Origin of the sequence: Nitrosococcus wardiae (assembly GCF_004421105.1) — a bacterium.
Classification (GTDB): domain Bacteria; phylum Pseudomonadota; class Gammaproteobacteria; order Nitrosococcales; family Nitrosococcaceae; genus Nitrosococcus; species Nitrosococcus wardiae.
The window spans coordinates 257,113-275,678 of record NZ_CP038033.1 but is presented as its reverse complement, the minus strand read 5'-3'; the positions used below and the strand labels follow the sequence as shown (position 1 = coordinate 275,678).

The window sequence follows — 18,566 nt, the reverse complement described above, 5'->3', positions numbered from 1 at the left end:
CCGCCATGTTCTTTGATCATCTTCGGGGGCTTTTCTCGAACGATCTTTCCATCGATTTAGGCACCGCCAATACCTTGATCTATGCCCGGGGGCAAGGGATCGTTCTCAACGAGCCCTCGGTAGTTGCCATAAGGCAAGAAAGAGGGCCTGGAGGTCCTCGCTCTATTGCCGCAGTAGGGATAGAGGCCAAGCGTATGCTTGGTCGGACACCTCTCAACATCACTGCCATCCGCCCTCTTAAGGATGGCGTTATTGCTGATTTTACTGTCACCGAAAAAATGCTCCAGCATTTTATTCGAAAAGTCCATGATTCCCGTTTTTTTCGTCCTAGCCCTCGGGTATTAGTTTCCGTACCCTCTGGTTCGACCCAGGTAGAGCGGCGCGCGATCCGCGAGTCTGCAGCTGGCGCTGGGGCACGGGAGGCCTATTTGATTGAGGAACCTATGGCTGCCGCAATGGGGGCCGGTTTGCCGGTTGATGAAGCTAGCGGTTCCATGGTTTTGGATATTGGCGGGGGGACTACAGAAGTTGCGGTAGTTTCGTTGAATGGGATCGTTTATTCCTCTTCGGTGCGTATTGGCGGCGATCGTTTTGATGAGGCTATTGCCAATTACGTACGGCGTAATTACGGTATCCTCATTGGCGAAACGACTGCGGAGCGAATCAAGCACGAAATCGGTTCTGCCTATCCGGGCGCGGAAGTCAAGGAAATTGAGGTGCGGGGTCGCAACATGGCCGAAGGCGTTCCGCGGAGCTTTACTCTCAATAGTAATGAGATTCTGGAGGCCCTACAGGAACCCATCTCCGGTATTGTGAGTGCAGTGAGAACGGCTTTAGAGCAAACTCCGCCTGAGTTGGGGGCGGATGTAGCCGAGCGGGGTATCGTGGTGACTGGGGGAGGGGCCCTGCTGCGGGATATTGATCGACTTTTGAGGGAGGAAACCGGATTGCCAGTCATTATTGCCGAAGATCCCCTGACTTGTGTGGTTCGGGGGGGAGGACGGGCGTTAGAGCTTATTGATGAACGCGGCCTCAGCCTCTTTGCTACCGAATAAAACACTATACGGAGCAAGCCGTTGTCGTTATCATCTTTTGCTCCTGGGCGGGTCTTTTAAATTATAAGTGATATAAGTCGCTATTTATTGTGGGACCTTCATTAACCGCGCGCCTTATCATCTGCGCCATACTCTCTCTTGCACTCATTGTGTTGGACCAGCGACTCCATTACCTCGCCTCCCTGCGGTCTACACTTTTGGCGATCACCTATCCTTTACAGGTGGTTATTGATGCGCCGGCAAGCATGGGCGAGTGGTTGAGTAAAATGTTTGCTTCCCGCACCGAGCTGCAGGAAGAGAATATGACCCTGCGTTCCCGTAATCTGTTACTTGAGGCAAGATTACAAAAAATGGCTGCTTTGGAGCGGGAAAACCGGCGACTTCGGGAGTTGCTTGATGCCTCCTTCCGATTGCCCGATCGGGTTTTAGTGACGGAATTGCTGGCGGTTGACTTAGAGGTTCTTTCCCATCGTGTGGTGCTCAATAAGGGGAATTTGCAGGGGGTATTCGAAGGGCAGCCACTGTTGGATGCCAAAGGGATTATGGGACAGGTCGTCCAGGTAGGGCCGTTGTCTAGTATTGCGCTTTTGATTACTGATCCTAGCCATGCGCTACCTGTAGAAGTTAACCGCAATGGTCTTCGGGCCATTGCGGTTGGAACGGGGACCACGGGGGGGTTGCAACTTTTGCATATCGCCCATAATGCGGATATTCGTAAGGGAGACTTGCTGGTTTCTTCAGGGTTGGGTGGACGTTTCCCATCCGGTTATCCTGTGGGAACGGTGACCCGGGTAGTCCATGGGGCCAGTGCAGCATTTGCGCAAGTTTTCGCAAGTTCTGCCGCCGAGTTGGAAAAAGGCCGGGAAGCGTTATTAGTCTTATCTGCTGCGCCCCGTCACCAGGCCAGAGAAAAAATAACCCGGGATCTTTCCCGGGTAAAGAGTACTATGGAAGCAGCGGATACCTCCCCATTACCGACTACTCTGAACAGCACAGCTCCAGATGCCATCCAATGACTCGACGACATTCCGGTGGTGAAGTCATTATTCTTAGTTTCGTGGCTGCCTATATATTGACCCTGGTTCCCCTCCCTAGCTGGGCGGTCTTTTTCCGTCCCGAATGGGTGGGATTGATATTGATTTATTGGTGTCTGTTTTTACCTCAACGGATCGGTGTGGTGAGAGCCTGGTTAGTTGGGCTGCTGATGGATGCCTTGACAGGGGCGGTACTAGGCCAGTATGCCCTGGCTTTAGCTTTAATCGCTTATATTACGCTGCGCTGGCATCGTCGCCTCCGTCAGCAAACACTTTGGCAACAGACGGTTAATGTGTTGTTTCTAGTGGCTTTGATGCAGTTTTTGGAGGCCTGGGTGCGTGGACTCGATAGCCAATTTATGGGAGGTTGGCGCTTCTGGATGCCCGCAGTGACAAGTATGCTGCTGTGGCCTTGGTTATATGCCGTTCTTAGCAATATTCAGCAGCGTTTTGCGGTTCATTAATTAGGGACTGTCATGGGGGCTTGGTTTGAGATCAAAGACCATTTCCAGGAAAACAGGCTATTCCAAGAGCGCATCATTGTTGCCCTGGTGCTTAGTGCTTTCTTGGTTTTGGGCGTATTGGCCCGATTGATCTATCTGCAAGTTTACGCCCATGAGCATTTTACCATGCTCTCCCATGGCAACCGCGTCGACATAAGACCATTGCTTCCTAGGCGGGGCCTCATTTACGACCGTAACGGAGTATTGCTTGCCGAAAATATTCCCTCCTTTAGCCTAGAAGTGGTGCCAGAGCGAGTGGGGAATTTGGATAGCACCCTCGCTGCCTTGCAGGAGCTTATTCCCCTAAGAGATGAGGCGATGGCTGATTTTCGCCGGCGCCTGAAAAAAAAAGGGACTTTTGAGAAAGTGCCCTTAGCTCTCCATTTAAGTGAAGAAGCGGTGGCCCGCTTTGCCGTCAATCGGCACCGCTTCCCAGGGGTCTCCGTTGAAGCGCGACTGATTCGGTACTATCCCCAAAAAGAATTATTTGCCCATGTAGTAGGGTATGTTGGCCGGATTAATGAGGCTGAGCTGCAACGACTGGACCCTGTGAACTATCGCGGTAGTCGCTATCTTGGCAAGACGGGGGTAGAGAAGGCTTATGAGGCCATTTTGCATGGTTCTGTGGGGTTTGAACAGGTGGAGGTTAACGCCCAGGGACGGGTAATCCAGATCCTCAGGCGGATGCCGCCAGTTCCTGGTCATGATCTCTATTTAAGTCTTGATAGCCGATTACAGGCGGTTGCCATTGATGCCTTGGGTGAATATAACGGAGCGGTAGTGGCGCTGGACCCGAAGACCGGCGATGTTTTGGCCATGGTGAGCCGTCCTGGTTTTGATCCTAATGTTTTTGTGACCGGCCTAAGTGACAAGTCCTTTGCTGCGCTTAGGGACTCGCCGGACCGCCCCCTCTACGACCGGGCCCTCCGGGGCTTGTATCCACCCGGGTCGACCTTGAAACCCTTCATGGCGCTAGCTGGCCTGGAGTGGGGATTAGCTAGGACCGATAAGGTTACCTATTGCCCGGGTTGGTATAAACTTCCTGGGCACAGCCGCCGTTATCGGTGTTGGCGTCGTAGGGGGCATGGCTCCGTCGATTTGGCCAAGGCGGTGGCGGAATCCTGTGATGTCTACTTTTATGACCTGGCGGTGGCTTTAGGAATCGATCGTATTTATGCATATTTGGGTCGTTTTGGGTTTGGGCGCAAGGTGCAGATTGATATCCCAGGGGAACGTGCCGGTCTTCTGCCTTCTAGGGACTGGAAGCGGCAGGTTCATCAACTCCCCTGGTTTCCAGGGGAAACCGTGATTACGGGGATTGGGCAAGGCTTTATCCAGGCGACCCCCTTGCAATTAGCCACCATTGTGGCTGTATTGGCGGAACAAGGTGTAAAGCGGGCCCCTGGTGTTGTTTATGCCAGCCGTGCACCTGGGGCGGAAAAGATAACCCTTCGTCCTACCCGGGCAGCAGAGCTCGTCAGCATTAATAAAGCCAAATATTGGGAGCAGGTCGAAGCGGCCATGGTGGAAGCGGTCCACGGTGAGCGTGGGACCGCCCGTCGGATAAGCAAAGACTTATCCTTTCAAATAGCTGGTAAAACGGGGACGGCCCAGGTTTTTAGTGTGAAGGAGAACGAACGCTACACAGAAGCTGAGGTCCCCATGAAGTTACGGGACCATGCCCTATTTATCGCCTATGCCCCTGTTGCTGATCCTGTCATTGCGGTTGCAGTGGTCGTAGAGAATGGTGGCCATGGCGGCAGCGTGGCTGCACCTATTGGACGTCGCTTGATTGATGTTTACTTAGATTCCTAGGCCAGTGAGATGACTCAGGTGCGGATAGATTCTTCCGGATGGTTGGAGCGGCGGCGGCGGCCAAACAGCGGCTTACTCTACAGCCTCCACTTGGATGCCTCCTTGCTGCTGGGACTGATATTGCTCTCGAGCTTTGGGCTAGTTGTCCTTTTTAGCGCGGGTGGGCAAGATATTGATTTGCTCCAACGCCAGCTGTTGCGCTTAGGGGTGGCTTTAGGGGCCCTCATTGGATTAGCCCAAGTTCCTCCATGTCAATTTGAACGGTGGGCGCCATGGCTGTATGGTCTAGGTTTAGGGCTGTTAATTTTCGTGTTGATTTATGGTCATGTGGGCAAGGGGGCTCAGCGTTGGCTTGGTGTTGGCATATTTCGCTTCCAGCCCTCTGAAATCATGAAGATCGCTGTGCCGATGATGATAGCGTACTTTCTGGCTCAGACAACTCTACCCCCGCGCTGGTGGCAACTGCTATTGGCATTGCTCTTGATAGTCCTGCCGGCGGGACTTATCGCTAAGCAACCGGATCTGGGGACGGCGTTGTTGATCGTTTGTGCTGGATTATGGGTGTTATTCCTGGCGGGAGTCGCCTGGCGTCTTATTATGGGGTTTGGTGGAGTTGTTTTAGCCTTGGTACCGGTGCTGTGGTATCAGATGCACGACTATCAGCAACAGCGGGTACTGACTTTTCTTAATCCTGAAAGCGACCCACTGGGCGCAGGCTACCATATGATTCAATCAAAGATTGCCATCGGTTCGGGCGGACTCTATGGTAAAGGGTGGCTAAATGGGAGTCAGGCCCATTTGGATTTTCTGCCTGAACAATCTACAGACTTTATCTTTGCGGTTATCGGGGAGGAATTCGGCTTGGTAGGGGCCTTCCTCTTAGTGCTGCTTTATTGGTTGCTAGCTGCGCGTGGCTTATACATAGCTTTCCAAGCCCAGGATAGCTTTAGCCGACTATTTGCTGGTAGCCTTTCGCTGACATTTTTTGTTTATGTTTTTGTAAATGTGGGGATGGTCACTGGTCTGCTCCCCGTAGTCGGGGTACCGTTACCCCTGATTTCTTATGGTGGAACCTCAATGGTGACCTTGTTTTCAGCTTTCGGCATTTTGATGTCGATCCACACTCACCGTCGGTTGATCCCCAGGTAGATGTTGCTGCGGAATAAACAATGAGAAAGACAATCACTTTTCTTATAGTCATCGTATATGCCTTTTTACCGCTAATGGTTGCTGCCGCCGATAATGATTTGCCTGGTATCGATGACTTTATCGACGACATGGCTATCCAACACGGCTTTGATAAAGCCAAGCTCAATCAACTATTTGCTGAAGTTGAAGTCCAACCGAACATCCTTCAGGCAATTTCCCGGCCTGCGGAGAAGAGCAAGCCTTGGTATGAGTATCGCCGTATCTTTCTTACTCCCGAGCGCATTCAGGGGGGAGTCTCATTTTGGGAGCTGAATCAACATAGCCTTGCCCGTGCGCAAGAAGTCTTTGGGGTAACCCCAGAAGTCATTGTGGCCATCTTGGGGGTAGAGACCCGCTATGGCCGTTTTACGGGGCGCTACCGGGTTATTGATTCCCTTGCCACGCTGGCTTTTCGTTATCCACCGCGCAGCCGCTTTTTTCGCCAACAATTGATGGAATTCTTATTACTTACGCGGGAAGAAAACCGGGATCCGCGCCAATTTACTGGATCCTATGCGGGGGCTATGGGACTTGCCCAGTTTATGCCAGACAGCTTTCGCGATTATGCCGTGGACTTTGATCAGGATGGTTGGCGTGACATCTGGGAAAATCCAGAAGATGCAGTGGGCAGTATTGCTAATTTCCTGAAGCGGAAAGGGGGTTGGCAAGCAGAGGCACCCGTGGCCAGTGCTGCTTCAGCCAATGGGGTTGACTATCGCCATTGGCTGAAGCAGGGGCTTAAACCATCCATACCTTTGCGGCAATTGCTCCAGGAGGGGGTTGAGGTGGCAGATCCGATCCCTCAAGATAAACTGGCTTCCCTGTTCCTACTGGAACAGGAGGAGGGTCCCGAGCTTTGGGTAGGATTTCGTAATTTTTATGCCATTATCCGCTACAATCCCAGCCCTCTCTATGCTATGGCAGTTTACCAACTGGCCGAGGCAATCAAGGCCCAGCGGGAAGGGCGTAGCTCATGAGGCCGGTAGTTCCCTCTCTCATTCTTCCTCTGGTGGTGTTATTCAATGTTTCCTGTAGCAGTGTTTCTGAAACTCGCGGGAGCAAGTTGCCTGCCAATGATAAACTAGGCGATAGTTTAGATCCCCTTTCCCGGTTTGAGCCCCTCAGCAAGTACGGTAATCCTCCTTTTTACGAGGTCAATGGTCAGCGCTACTATACCCTTCGTAGTAGTCGAGGTTATCGGAAAAAGGGCATTGCCTCCTGGTATGGATCTAAATTCCATGGCCGTCGTACTTCCAGTGGCGAAATTTACAACATGTATGGGATGACCGCAGCCCATCGTAGTTTGCCCTTGCCCTCTTATGTGGTCGTTACCAATCTAAGTAACCAGCGCCAGGTGGTTTTGCGGGTCAATGATCGAGGACCGTTTCACTCCGATCGGATCATTGATCTTTCCTATGCTGCTGCGGTAAAGCTCGGTTTGGCGAGGCAAGGTACGGGTTTGGTGGAGGTACGCTCCATTGAGCCAAGATCCCTTCCGGGCCGAAAGGGGGGGATTGCTGAGAGAGAGATCTATCTCCAAATTGGTGCTTTCCAGAGCCGCCGCCATGCGGAGCGATTACAAAAGCGGCTACAGGCAGTCCTTGATACGGGGGTGAACGTCAGTCCAACACCCGCGCAGCAAGTCCCTTTCTATCGGGTGCGTATTGGCCCTCTGGCAAATGTTGAAAAGCTTGATAATTTGGCTAAGCGCCTGGCTGAGTTAGGTTACCCCGATCATATCATTGTTCACTAAATGGATTGCCGCTATGCTGTAGCCCGATTGAATTTACCCTAGCTCGCTTTGGATATTTCTTATAGCCCATGCAATCTAAGACAAAGACAATGAAATCACTTGGTTCTCTTTTCTTTTGGTATTGGCTTCTCTTGCTTTTCATGGGGGGGACTGTCTGGGGACAGCCCTTGCCTATTCCAGCGGCGCCCTCCCTCAGTGCTAAGACTTATATTCTTCAGGACTTTGCAACCGGTCAAGTGCTTGCTGAGACCCAGGCCGATCAGCGGGTTGAGCCTGCGAGTATCACCAAGTTGATGACGGCCTATGTGGTATTCGCCGAGCTCAAGCGTGGCAACATCCATCTTGAAGATAAAGTCCTCATTAGCGAAAAAGCTTGGCGTACCGGGGGATCGCGAACCTTTATCGAGGTCGATAGCCGGGTTTCTGTAGAGACCCTTCTGCAGGGAATGATCATCCAATCAGGCAATGATGCCAGTGTGGCCCTAGCGGAATATGTGGGGGGAACGGAAGAAATTTTCGCGGCCTTGATGAACCAACAAGCGCAAGCGCTGGGAATGACAGGTTCCCACTTTGTCAATAGTACAGGGTTACCCCATGAAAATCATTATATGACGACGCGGGATATCGCGACTTTGGCAAGGGCGCTCATTCGAGATTTTCCCGAATATTACAAGTGGTATTCTGAACGAGAATTTACTTATAACGATATTACTCAGTATAACCGTAATATTTTGTTGAGGCGCGATCCCAGCGTCGATGGTTGTAAGACGGGTTATACGGAAGCCGCAGGGTATTGCCTCGTTTCTTCAGCGATGCGGGAAGGGATGCGGTTGATTGCGGTAGTCATGGGAACGAAGAGCCCTAAAACCCGCGCTCGGGAGTCCTTGGCTTTGTTGAACTATGGTTTTCGCTTTTATGATACCCGCAGCCTTTACGCTGCTAGAGAGCCCGTGACCAGCGCGCGAGTTTGGCAGGGGACAAATAAGGAGTTGTCATTAGGGGTGATGGATGATCTTGCAGTGACCCTGCAGCGGGGACGTTGGCAGGAGTTATCCTCCTCAATAGAGTTGCAAAATCCTATTACGGCCCCTATTACCGAAGGGCAAAAATTAGGTGTGGTGATTGTGAAGTTGGGTGAGAAAGCCTTGCTTAAAAGGCCGCTGGTAGCTCTAACGGCTATCCCGGAAGGAAGTTGGTGGCAACGGTTTGTTGACTGGCTGCTGTCCTTTTTTACTTAAGAGATACTTTGGCTCTCGTTTATCTCAACGGCGAGTTTTTGCCCTTAGCGCAGGCAAAGGTTTCTGTGCTAGATCGGGGGTTCCTGTTTGGTGACGGGGTCTATGAAGTGATCCCAGTCTATGGCGGGCACTTTTTCCGTTTATCCTTGCACCTGCAGCGTCTTGAACACAGCCTCCAAGCCATCCGTTTAGAAAACCCCCTTTCGCCTAGCCAGTGGCAAGAAGTTCTCCAGTACCTAGTGGCCCGTAACGAAGGTCTGGATCAAGCGGTTTATCTACAGGTAACCCGGGGGCCTGCGGCGCGGGATCATGCTTTCCCGAAACCGGCTGAACCCACAGTATTTGCTATGAGCAATCCTCTCAAACCTTTACCGACGGAGTGGCGGGTGAAGGGGATGGTTGCTGTGACCCGGGAAGATATTCGTTGGAAATATTGTCACATTAAATCGGTCGCCTTGCTAGCTAACATTTTATTGCGTCAAGAGGCAATTGAAGCAGGGGCTCAAGAGGCGCTCCTGCTGCGGGATGAGCAATTGACTGAAGGAGCGGCGAGCAATGTATTTATAGTTCGCGGAGGAGTACTTGCGACGCCCCCTAAAGGTCCTCTTTTATTGTCTGGGATTACCCGGGATCTCATACTGGAATTAGCAAGAGAAGGTGGGATTCCTTGCCAGGAGAGGGTGATTTCTGCCTGGGATTTGACTCAAGCGGATGAGATTTGGCTAACCAGCTCTACCCGAGAAATTGTCCCCGTGACTCGGCTCGATGGAATCGAAGTCGGTAGTGGCAAGCCTGGTCCTTTATGGCGGCAAATGGATATACTGTATCAAGAGTATAAGGCGAGGGTGCGAGCAGGTCTCTACGAAAATTGAAACCCTAGATGAGGAGACTGCGGTGTCCATGGATACCCTGCGGATACGGAATCTTCACCTGCAAGACTACGGTGCCGTATGGCAGGCGATGCGGGATTTTACCGCTAGCCGTGACAGTGCCACCGTCGATGAATTATGGTTGGTGGAACATCCCTCCGTCTTTACCTTAGGATTGAATGGCAGAGAATGTCATTTGCGAGAAGTGGGTGACATTCCCGTGGTGCACTGTGATCGGGGTGGCCAGGTCACTTACCATGGACCCGGGCAAGTGGTGGTCTATGCCCTGATTGACTTGCGGCGCCGGGCTTTGGGGGTACGGCAACTGGTGGATGCGTTGGAGCTATCCGTGGTTGACTTGCTACAATTCTATGGTATTGAGGGAAGCCGCAGGACAGAGGCCCCTGGGGTTTATGTCCAAAATAGAAAGATTGCATCCCTGGGGCTGCGGGTGCGAGGAGGCTGTTCTTATCATGGGCTTAGCTTGAATGCCGCGATGGACTTATCACCCTTCGATTATATTGATCCCTGCGGTTACCCCGGCATGAAAGTGATTGATCTCAGGGGCTTAGGGGTGATTGTTCCTGTGGCGACCCTCCGACGGACGTTATCTCAGTATCTGGCGCGGCGGTTGGAGTATCCAGCCCCGCTGTATGAGGAATGAAATTAGGATTAGTAGATGAATCCAAAAACGCCACCACCTACCGGTGAGTTAAAGCGGGATATTCGGGCTTTGAAGGGCGCTTCTAAAGTCGCCCGGATCCCGGTGAAGGTTGAACCGACGACAGAACGCCAACGCAAACCCCGCTGGATCCGGGCTAAGGCACCTATAGGTTCAGAAGTCTTACGGCTCAAAGGGTTATTGCGCGAGCATGGACTTCATACGGTTTGCGAAGAAGCTTCTTGCCCTAATCTTGGGGAGTGCTTTGGCCACGGCACGGCGACTTTCCTGATCATGGGGAATATTTGTACCCGCCGCTGTCCCTTTTGCGATGTGGCCCATGGGCGGCCAGATCCCCTCGATTCTGAGGAACCCATGCATTTGGCTCAAGCCGTTCGTGCCATGGGGCTTCGTCATGTGGTGGTCACATCAGTGGATCGGGATGATTTGCGTGATGGTGGTGGGGCCCATTTTGCACGCTGTATTCAGGCGCTTCGCACCCAGGCACCCCAGACCCGTATTGAAGTCTTGGTGCCGGATTTTCGAGGACGCATGGACCGGGCTTTGGAGGCATTAGCAGTGGTGCCCCCCGATATTTTTAACCATAATCTGGAGACGATCCCCCGCCTCTACAAGGCCGTCCGTCCCGGCGCCGATTACCAGTGGTCTTTGCGCTTGCTAGAACGTTTCAAGGAGAGACATCCCACTGTGCCGACCAAATCAGGTTTGATGCTCGGCTTGGGAGAAGAATTAGCGGAAGTAGAGCAAGTGATGAGGGATCTGCGTGATCATGGTTGCGATATGCTCACCCTAGGCCAGTACCTGCAACCCAGCCTCCATCATTTGCCGGTGCATCGTTTCGTTACCCCAGAAGAGTTTGATGCATTAGGGGAGAAAGCCCGCGCCATGGAGTTTTCCCATGTGGCCAGTGGTCCCATGGTCCGTTCTTCTTATCATGCTGATCGTCAAGCTGCCGGTGAAGCTATTACTTAGCACTAAGCTTCTCCTCAGAAAACGGTCTGTTTTCTGCTATTATTACTTTAACATTTGAGGTATCTCAGCCCTGCTAGGGGAGGCGGCCCTATTTTTGTTTGCCCTGTTGTCAAGGGTTATCCTAGAGGGATTCACTGCTACGACATTGGGGATGTAGATACTAAGCGAGGAGGCCTACATGAGTGAATATCTGCCCGGTCTCGAAGGGGTTCCGGCGACCCGGTCCAATATCTCAGAGGTAGATGGTGAGCGCGGCATACTGACCTATCGGGGTTATCCTATTGAAGATTTAGCTGAGCATAGTACCTTTGAAGAGACAGTTTTACTGTTGTTGGATGGGGAATTGCCAACAGCTCAACGTCTTGAAGAATTTACTCGGGAATTACGGCAGAATTATCGGGTAAAGTACAATATCCGGACTCTGATGACAGCATTGCCGAGTACTGGGTCTCCGATGGAGATGCTACAGGCGGGTGTTTCTGCACTGGGCATGTTCTATCCGGGCAATGAGTGTTTAACAGGCTCTGCTTCTTGTGCCGATCGCAATTACGTCGATAACATGACGGTCAAGATCATTGCCCGTATGCCTGCTTTAGTGGCGATGTGGGAGCATATCCGCAACGGCTATGACCCGGTTCCTCCTCGCCCCGATTTGCCCATTGCCCAGAACTTATTGTATATGTTCCATGGTGAAGAGCCGGATCCGTTGATGGCAAAAATTATGGACACCTGCTTAATACTTCACGCCGAGCACACGATCAATGCCTCGACTTTCGCCACTTTAGTGGCCGGTTCCACTTTAGCCAGCCCCTATGCTGTGATTTCCGGCGCCATTGGGACCCTGTCGGGCCCCTTACATGGGGGAGCCAATGAACGGGTGATAGAGATGCTGCGGGAAATTGGCCGCCCCGAGAAGGTAAAATCATGGCTCGATGAGAGACTTGCCCATAAGCAAAAAATTTGGGGTTTTGGGCATCGGGTTTATAAAACCAAGGATCCCCGGGCTAAAATCCTGCAAAAGTTGATGGAGCGATTGCCAACCGAACGGGGCGGTAAGCTTAGTCCGTTATTTGAAACAGCTCTTGCCTTAGAAGAAGCGGCCACGGAACGGTTGGGTCATAAAGGCATTTATGCCAATGTAGATTTTTACTCGGGCATTCTTTATCGGGAATTGGGGATACCTACCGACCAATTTACGCCCTTATTTGCCGTCTCTCGCTCAGGGGGATGGTTGGCCCACTGGCGTGAGCAACTCTCCGATAACCGCATTTTCCGGCCGACTCAAGTCTATGTGGGCAGTCCCCTGCGGCATTATGTTCCGTTGAACGAACGAGGTTAGGATTATGCTTACAGGGGCAATTTACTAGGTGCGCCTGCCAGCTCTTGCACCAGCAAGGGCACTAAATAGCCTGGTAAGCGGGCGCGCAGTGTTTGGTATAGGCATTGGGCGGTGAGAGTATCCACTTCAAAATGGGCGGCCCCCTGGACTCTGTCCAAGAGATGGAGGTAATAGGGGATGACGCCGGCATCGAACAAGCTTTCGCTCAAATCACATAGAGTATTTATCTTATCGTTAATTCCCCGTAACAGCACCGTCTGATTGAAGAGCCGGCATCCGGCGCGGGAAAGCCCCTCAAGCGCCTCGCCTACCCTATCATCAAGCTCGTTAGCGTGATTGGCATGGATAACCACCACTTTTTGCAGGGGAGTATGCTCAAGCCACTGGAGCAAGCGACTATCGACTCGCTCTGGCAATACCACTGGCAAGCGGGTGTGGATGCGCAGCCGCTTGACATGGGAAATGGCGGCCAGGGCCTGGGCCAGTTCGGCTAAGCGGTGATCGGTGAGGGTTAAGGGATCGCCGCCGCTCAAAATCACCTCCCGCGTGCTTGGGTTCTGGGCAATATATTGCAGCGCTTGCTCCCACTGACTTGGGGCCGGGTTATGGTCGGCATAAGGAAAGTGGCGGCGAAAGCAATAGCGGCAGTGGATGGCACAGGCCCCCGTGGTGACTAGGAGCACTCTCCCGGCGTATTTTTGTAGGACTCCAGGGGCGGGCATGGCGGCTAAATCGCCGACGGGATCGGCGCTAAAACCGGGTGAAATTTGATCTTCGGCAATCAAGGGAAAAACTTGTCGGAAGAGCGGATCGTCAGGATCACCCTTTTTCATGCGGGCGATGTAACCGCGGGGCACTCGGAGGGGAAATTGCCGACGGGTAGCCTCACTGGCAAGTTGCGGATGGTTATTTAAGCCTATAAGGGCGAGCAATTCTTGCGGATCGCGGACAGCCCGGGCAAGTTCTGTTTGCCAAGCTGGCCTCTGCAGAGGGCGAGGTGATTGAGTTATCATAGTGCCTTTTTGTAACTAGAAAGCCTAATTAATCTTAAATAATTTTTGCAGAGGGTAGTATGGCAGCTTATAGTACCAATGAATTCAAATCTGGCCTCAAAGTCATGATGGATGGGGATCCCTGTACTATTGTGGAGAATGAGTTTGTCAAGCCAGGTAAGGGGCAAGCCTTCAATCGGGTTAAGCTGCGCAACTTGAAAACGGGTCGGGTGATTGATCGGACCTTTAAATCTGGGGAAACCCTGGAGGCAGCGGATGTCCTCGAGACCCAATTGCAGTACCTTTATTCAGATGGAGAGCTCTGGCATTTTATGTCGCCAGAGACCTTTGAGCAGTATTCAGCCGATGGGGCTGCTGTGGGCGATGCGGTCAAGTGGCTCAAGGAACAAGATATTTGTACTGTTACCCTGTGGAATGGGGTACCTCTCTCGGTGGCACCTCCCAATTTTGTCACCCTTCAGGTGACCGAAACCGATCCAGGCCTCCGTGGAGACACCTCTAGTGGTGGCAACAAACCCGCCACATTAGAGACAGGTGCAGTGGTACGGGTTCCTTTGTTCATTGATGTGGGGGAAGTGCTTAAAATCGATACCCGCACGGGCGAGTATGTGGAACGGGCCAAGGAATAACCGAGGCGCCCCTCTTTCTCATCATTACCCTTCGTATTGGTCTGATGGCTGAGACAGAGACTCGGTGGCATCCTTCAGCCAATAGGAGGGCCTTAGAGGCTAGGGCACGGCTTCTGGCGGACATTCGCCGTTTCTTTGCGGAGCGTGGAGTCTTAGAGGTAGAAACGCCTATACTTTCAACGGCAGCAGCAACTGCGCCTCACCTCCATAGTCTAGCGACTCACTATCAAGGGCTTCAGACCTCGGAAGGTCTGCGGCTTTTTTTGCAGACTTCCCCTGAACATGCCATGAAACGCCTGTTGGCCGCCGGGAGTGGTCCCATTTATCAGCTCGCACGGGTATTTCGCAATGGGGAAAGTGGACGGCGGCACAATCCCGAATTTACCCTGCTAGAGTGGTACCGGCCTGGTGTTGACCACTGGACCCTCATGGAAGAAGTCGATATCTTTTTGTCACGGCTTTTGGGAACACCCAAAGGGGAACGCCTTAGCTATAAAGAGGTTTTTCAGCACTACCTAGAAGTCGATGTCTTTGCCGCCAGCAACAAGGTATTGGCAGGGCTTGCTAGAGCCCATGGCTTCCAGGGAGGAACGGTAAATGGTGAAGAATCAAGGCAAATCTCTCTAGATTTTTTGATGGCAGCGGTTATAGAGCCCCAACTTGGACAGGGCCGGCCCTGTTTTATTTACGACTATCCGGCCTCTGAAGCTCAATTAGCCCGTATTCGTCCTGCCTCAAAGATTTGCTTGGTTCCTCTGGCGGAGCGTTTTGAGGTGTATCTTAATGGTATGGAATTGGCCAATGGCTATCATGAGTTGAGTGATGTTGCAGAACAGCGCCAACGTTTCCAGACAGATATCGCCTACCGAAAGGCGTGGGGGCTTGAGGAAGTGCCCCTGGATGAGCTTCTGCTAGCAGCCTTAGCCCAGGGATTGCCAGATTGCGCCGGGGTGGCGCTAGGGGTGGATAGGTTACTTATGGTCCTGCTAGGAAGCTCGCGCATCGAGGAAGTTTTGGCTTTCCCTGTTGATCGGATCTAACCTGAATTTTTCACCACCAAGACACAAAGGACACGAAGGTGAGGAAATCTCAGTTCTCCCCATTTAAAACACAACCCTCCCTCTAAATGGCAGCCGCTATAGATATTAACCTCCGAGCCCTTGCCAACGGTCCATGGTGGCAGGTAGCCAAAGTCCTAGTTCAGGAAAGCTCAAAAGGAGTACCAGGGCGATGAGCTGGATAGCGACAAAGGGCAGTATGCCGCGGTAGATATGGCTGATTTGAACCTCAGGGGGAGTGACCGCCTTCAGATAAAATAGAGAAAAGCCAAAAGGTGGAGTGAGAAAGGAAGTTTGCAAATTCACAGCAATCAGTACCGCAAACCAGAGCGGATTGAGTCCCAGGTGGATGGCCACCGGCGTAAGGATAGGCACCACGATAAAACAAATTTCAAGAAAATCAAGAAAAAAACCTAACAGGAAAATGAGTAACATGCTGATGGCTAGAAAGGTCCAGGTTCCCCCAGGTAACCCAGACATTAATTCCAAGACCAAGGCATCGCCCCCCATCCCGCGAAAGACTAAACCAAAGGCAGTGGCACCAATTAAGATAATAAAAACCATGCTCGTCAGACGCATGGTCTGAGCACTGGCATCGCGCAGATTATCCAGGGTCAGTCGCCGGTGGGAAAGCGCCAGGAGTATGGCACCAAGGGCGCCCACTGCGGCTGACTCGGTGGGGGAAGCAATTCCAAAAAAGATCGAGCCTAGTACCGCAATCACTAAGGCCAGGGGAGGAATGAGGCTTTTGACGATCTGCAGCCCTAAGCTGGGATGGCCCAGGGTAGCTGTTCTATTAAGGGCTGGAGCGACCTCTGGCCGTCGCCAGGCAGTAACCACAATATAGGCGATATAGAGCAGAATAAGCAAGATCCCAGGAACAACGGCGGCTATGAAGAGCTGACCTACTGGCACCCCCATGACATCTCCTAATAGGATTAATACAATGCTGGGGGGAATGATTTGTCCTAAGGTTCCTGCAGAGGCAATAGTCCCGGTTGCCAACTCCTTGGCGTAGCCATGCTTAAGCATGGAGGGCAAAGCGATAATCCCCATGGTGACCACAGTAGCCCCGACTACCCCGGTGGTTGCGGCGAGGAGCGCACCGACCATCACGATGGAGATTCCCAGTCCTCCCCGTAGTCGGCCAAATAATAGGCCCATGGTTTCAAGCAGTTCTTCGGCTAGACCGGATTTCTCCAGGATGACTCCCATAAAGACAAACAGGGGCACCGCTAAGAGGGTGAAATTGGTGATGATGCCCCAAATCCGCAAGGGCAAGAGTCGAAAAAAATCTATATCCAGGAATATCGTCCCGAAGGCTAGGGCAACGCCGCCAAGGGTGAAGGCAACCGGATAGCCTAAAAGCAGCAGTGCAAATAGCACGGCAAACATCACGAGAGCCCACACTTCCATTATTCAGTCGCCTCCGAATGCTGTCTTAATTTCAATAAGTTGCGAATAAGATCGGCAATACCTTGGAGGGCGAGCAAACTAAAAGCGAGGGGAATAACCGCTTTCAGAAGGTAGCGGTAGGGGAGGCCACCTGGATCAGGCGAACCTTCATTTTGTAAGAAAGCATTGCGGACAAAGGGCCAGGAGGCAGTAATCACCACAAGGCAGAAAGGGAGCAGGAAGGCGAGGGTTCCGAGGAGATTAATCCAGATTCGAGTTCGAGGGCTAAACCAATGACTTTGGTAGAAGACATCGACCCGTACATGGCCATCATTTTTTAGGGTAGGCGCAGCACCTAGCAAAAAGATCAGTGCAAAAAGGTGCCACTCCAACTCCTGCAAGGCTACGGAGCCACTTTGGAAAAGATAGCGCATACTGACGTCATAGCATACCAACAACACCAAAAGCAGCACCAGCCAGGCCACTAAGCGGCCTGTCCAACTGTTTAATTTATCGATGGTGGTCGCGAATTGCTGAAGTTTTTGTTCTGGAAATCCCATATTTTTGCTTATATCGTTGTTGTTTGAACTTCTGGTGGAACCCGCAAAGTAAAGGTGACTGGACCATCATTGGTCAGAGAGACCTGCATGTGGGCGCCAAAGCGGCCTGCGGCAAGTCTGGGATAGCGGGCTTTAGCTTGAGCAAGCAAGTATTCAAATACTTGTTGGCCCAGTGCGGGCGGTGCGGCTGGGGTAAAGCTGGGGCGTGTTCCCTTGCGGGTGTCAGCCGCTAAGGTGAATTGGGGTACCAATAAGAGACCACCCTCCATGTCGGTCAAACTCCGGTTCATGTGCCCTTTGGAATCGGCAAATACACGGTAGCTTAGCAGGCGCTCTAGTAGCCGCTCGGCTTGGGGGGCGCCGTCACCCCGCTCAATTCCCACCAGCACTACTAACCCGGGGCCGATATTAGCAATGGTTTCTCCATCGACAGTGACTTGGGCATTAGTGACCCGCTGCAATAATGCAATCATGGGCGATCTTTAGCCCACCCGCCGAGCCATGAGGTTTGTGGCCCGGACCAGGGCATCCACAATTGTCGGCTCAGTGGCCGCATGACCGGCTACGGGCACGATCTGCAATTCGGATAGGGGCCAAGCTTGGTGCAATTCCCAAGCATTGCCCACTGGGCAGACCACATCATAGCGACCATGGATGATAACGCCAGGGATATTCGCTAGTGGGTGGGCATGACTTAATATCTGATTGGGCTTGATAAAGTAATGATTCCTGGCATAGTGGATTCGCAGCCGGGCCTGGGCTAGAAGTGCGGGGTGAGCCTGAGGGGGGGAGCGCTTACCGCTGACAAGACGACTACAACTGGACTCCCAGGCATTGAGCGCTTTAGCCGCTGCCATTTGGGCCAGCTCATCAGGGCTATTAAGAAGGCGGTGGAAGGCCTCCATTAGATTATTTCGTTCCCCAGGAGGAATATCCTCCACCAAGGAAGCCCAGGCATCGGGAAAAATTTGGGGAGTGCCCTCCTGAAGGAACCAGCGGATATCTTGATCCCGGCCCAGGAAAATACCGCGCAATAGTAGCCCCAGGACTCGGTTTGGATAGGCTTCTCCGTAGAGCAGCCCTAGGGTGGCCCCCCACGACCCTCCGAAAATAAGCCAGCGCTCGATTCCGAGATGTTTGCGGATGTGTTCCATGTCGGCCAGGAGCGCTGTAGTGGTGTTTTTTTCCAGTTCGCCGTGGGGTTGAGATCTACCGCAGCCGCGCTGATCGAATAAAATCACCCGATAGAGATCGGGATCAAAGAAACAGCGCTGATGGGGTTGGCAGCCATTGCCAGGTCCTCCATGGAGAACGAGTACGGGCAGCCCTCCCGGATGACCACATTCTTCAACGTAGAGTTGATGGGGTGGCTCCACCGCCAGGGTGTGGCGGACGTAAGGCTTAATATCAGGATAGAGAGTCAGCATTCAATTATTTTGCCTAAAATTTATACTTAAGAACAC

Annotated in this window: 19 protein-coding genes; 14 read left to right on the top strand and 5 right to left on the bottom strand. The window is 52.3% G+C overall.

Annotated features, from left to right (window positions below; genetic code table 11):
• The first annotated feature begins 5 nt into the window (after positions 1-5).
• The 12 genes from E3U44_RS01360 to E3U44_RS01305 all read left to right on the top strand — a co-directional run bounded on the left by E3U44_RS01360 (position 6) and on the right by E3U44_RS01305 (position 12,448).
• Complete coding sequence (locus E3U44_RS01360) at positions 6-1,055, top strand: rod shape-determining protein (RefSeq protein WP_134356319.1); 1,050 nt, start codon at positions 6-8, stop codon at positions 1,053-1,055.
• An 89-nt stretch (positions 1,056-1,144) separates the two neighbouring features.
• Positions 1,145-2,071 (top strand): rod shape-determining protein MreC, encoded by a 927-nt coding sequence (gene mreC, locus E3U44_RS01355; protein WP_134356318.1) that lies wholly within the window; start codon positions 1,145-1,147, stop codon positions 2,069-2,071.
• The gene (gene mreD / locus E3U44_RS01350) at positions 2,068-2,553 is read left to right on the top strand and encodes a rod shape-determining protein MreD (protein WP_134356317.1); all 486 of its coding nucleotides are present in this window, start codon (positions 2,068-2,070) and stop codon (positions 2,551-2,553) included. The genes mreC and mreD overlap by 4 nt, the downstream gene beginning before the upstream one ends.
• 12 nt (positions 2,554-2,565) lie before the next feature.
• The gene (gene mrdA, locus E3U44_RS01345; RefSeq protein ID WP_134356316.1) at positions 2,566-4,407 is read left to right on the top strand and encodes a penicillin-binding protein 2; all 1,842 of its coding nucleotides are present in this window, start codon (positions 2,566-2,568) and stop codon (positions 4,405-4,407) included.
• Between the two features lie 9 nt (positions 4,408-4,416).
• Complete coding sequence (gene rodA / locus E3U44_RS01340) at positions 4,417-5,556, top strand: rod shape-determining protein RodA (RefSeq protein ID WP_206054865.1); 1,140 nt, start codon at positions 4,417-4,419, stop codon at positions 5,554-5,556.
• A 20-nt stretch (positions 5,557-5,576) separates the two neighbouring features.
• On the top strand, positions 5,577-6,572 hold the full coding sequence (mltB, locus tag E3U44_RS01335) for a lytic murein transglycosylase B (protein WP_134356315.1): 996 nt from the start codon (positions 5,577-5,579) through the stop codon (positions 6,570-6,572).
• Positions 6,569-7,348 (top strand): septal ring lytic transglycosylase RlpA family protein, encoded by a 780-nt coding sequence (locus tag E3U44_RS01330; RefSeq protein ID WP_134356314.1) that lies wholly within the window; start codon positions 6,569-6,571, stop codon positions 7,346-7,348. The genes mltB and E3U44_RS01330 overlap by 4 nt, the downstream gene beginning before the upstream one ends.
• An 89-nt stretch (positions 7,349-7,437) precedes the next feature.
• Positions 7,438-8,586, top strand: a complete 1,149-nt coding sequence (locus E3U44_RS01325; RefSeq protein WP_134356313.1) for a D-alanyl-D-alanine carboxypeptidase family protein — start codon at positions 7,438-7,440, stop codon at positions 8,584-8,586.
• An 8-nt stretch (positions 8,587-8,594) separates the two neighbouring features.
• Positions 8,595-9,458 (top strand): D-amino acid aminotransferase, encoded by an 864-nt coding sequence (locus tag E3U44_RS01320; RefSeq protein ID WP_134356312.1) that lies wholly within the window; start codon positions 8,595-8,597, stop codon positions 9,456-9,458.
• A 28-nt stretch (positions 9,459-9,486) separates the two neighbouring features.
• Positions 9,487-10,119, top strand: a complete 633-nt coding sequence (lipB, locus tag E3U44_RS01315) for a lipoyl(octanoyl) transferase LipB (RefSeq protein ID WP_134359616.1) — start codon at positions 9,487-9,489, stop codon at positions 10,117-10,119.
• A gap of 15 nt (positions 10,120-10,134) precedes the next feature.
• Positions 10,135-11,109 (top strand): lipoyl synthase, encoded by a 975-nt coding sequence (gene lipA / locus E3U44_RS01310; protein ID WP_134356311.1) that lies wholly within the window; start codon positions 10,135-10,137, stop codon positions 11,107-11,109.
• A 178-nt stretch (positions 11,110-11,287) separates the two neighbouring features.
• The gene (locus E3U44_RS01305) at positions 11,288-12,448 is read left to right on the top strand and encodes a citrate synthase (protein WP_134356310.1); all 1,161 of its coding nucleotides are present in this window, start codon (positions 11,288-11,290) and stop codon (positions 12,446-12,448) included.
• Positions 12,449-12,456: 8 nt separating this feature from the next.
• Here E3U44_RS01305 and epmB read toward each other — a convergent pair whose 3' ends face one another.
• Positions 12,457-13,461, bottom strand: coding sequence for an EF-P beta-lysylation protein EpmB (epmB, locus tag E3U44_RS01300; RefSeq protein WP_134356309.1), 1,005 nt, complete (start codon positions 13,459-13,461; stop codon positions 12,457-12,459).
• 59 nt (positions 13,462-13,520) lie between these two features.
• On the opposite strand from epmB, the gene efp reads away from it, so the two are divergent.
• Together efp and epmA are read left to right on the top strand one after the other, a co-directional pair.
• A complete protein-coding gene (gene efp, locus E3U44_RS01295) occupies positions 13,521-14,090 on the top strand; it encodes an elongation factor P (protein ID WP_134356308.1) in 570 nt (189 codons plus the stop codon).
• Positions 14,091-14,134: 44 nt separating this feature from the next.
• Positions 14,135-15,130: an EF-P lysine aminoacylase EpmA gene (epmA, locus tag E3U44_RS01290; RefSeq protein ID WP_134356307.1), complete on the top strand. Its 996-nt coding sequence runs from the start codon at positions 14,135-14,137 to the stop codon at positions 15,128-15,130.
• 105 nt (positions 15,131-15,235) lie between these two features.
• Here epmA and E3U44_RS01285 read toward each other — a convergent pair whose 3' ends face one another.
• From E3U44_RS01285 to pip, 4 genes are read right to left on the bottom strand one after another with little or no spacing between them, the layout of a single operon-like run.
• The gene (locus E3U44_RS01285) at positions 15,236-16,564 is read right to left on the bottom strand and encodes a TRAP transporter large permease (protein WP_134356306.1); all 1,329 of its coding nucleotides are present in this window, start codon (positions 16,562-16,564) and stop codon (positions 15,236-15,238) included.
• Positions 16,564-17,103, bottom strand: coding sequence for a TRAP transporter small permease subunit (locus tag E3U44_RS01280; protein WP_134356305.1), 540 nt, complete (start codon positions 17,101-17,103; stop codon positions 16,564-16,566). The genes E3U44_RS01285 and E3U44_RS01280 overlap by 1 nt, the downstream gene beginning before the upstream one ends.
• Positions 17,104-17,111: 8 nt before the next feature.
• Positions 17,112-17,576, bottom strand: a complete 465-nt coding sequence (dtd, locus tag E3U44_RS01275; RefSeq protein WP_134356304.1) for a D-aminoacyl-tRNA deacylase — start codon at positions 17,574-17,576, stop codon at positions 17,112-17,114.
• Positions 17,577-17,585: 9 nt separating this feature from the next.
• On the bottom strand, positions 17,586-18,530 hold the full coding sequence (pip, locus tag E3U44_RS01270; RefSeq protein WP_134356303.1) for a prolyl aminopeptidase: 945 nt from the start codon (positions 18,528-18,530) through the stop codon (positions 17,586-17,588).
• Positions 18,531-18,566 lie beyond the last annotated feature (36 nt).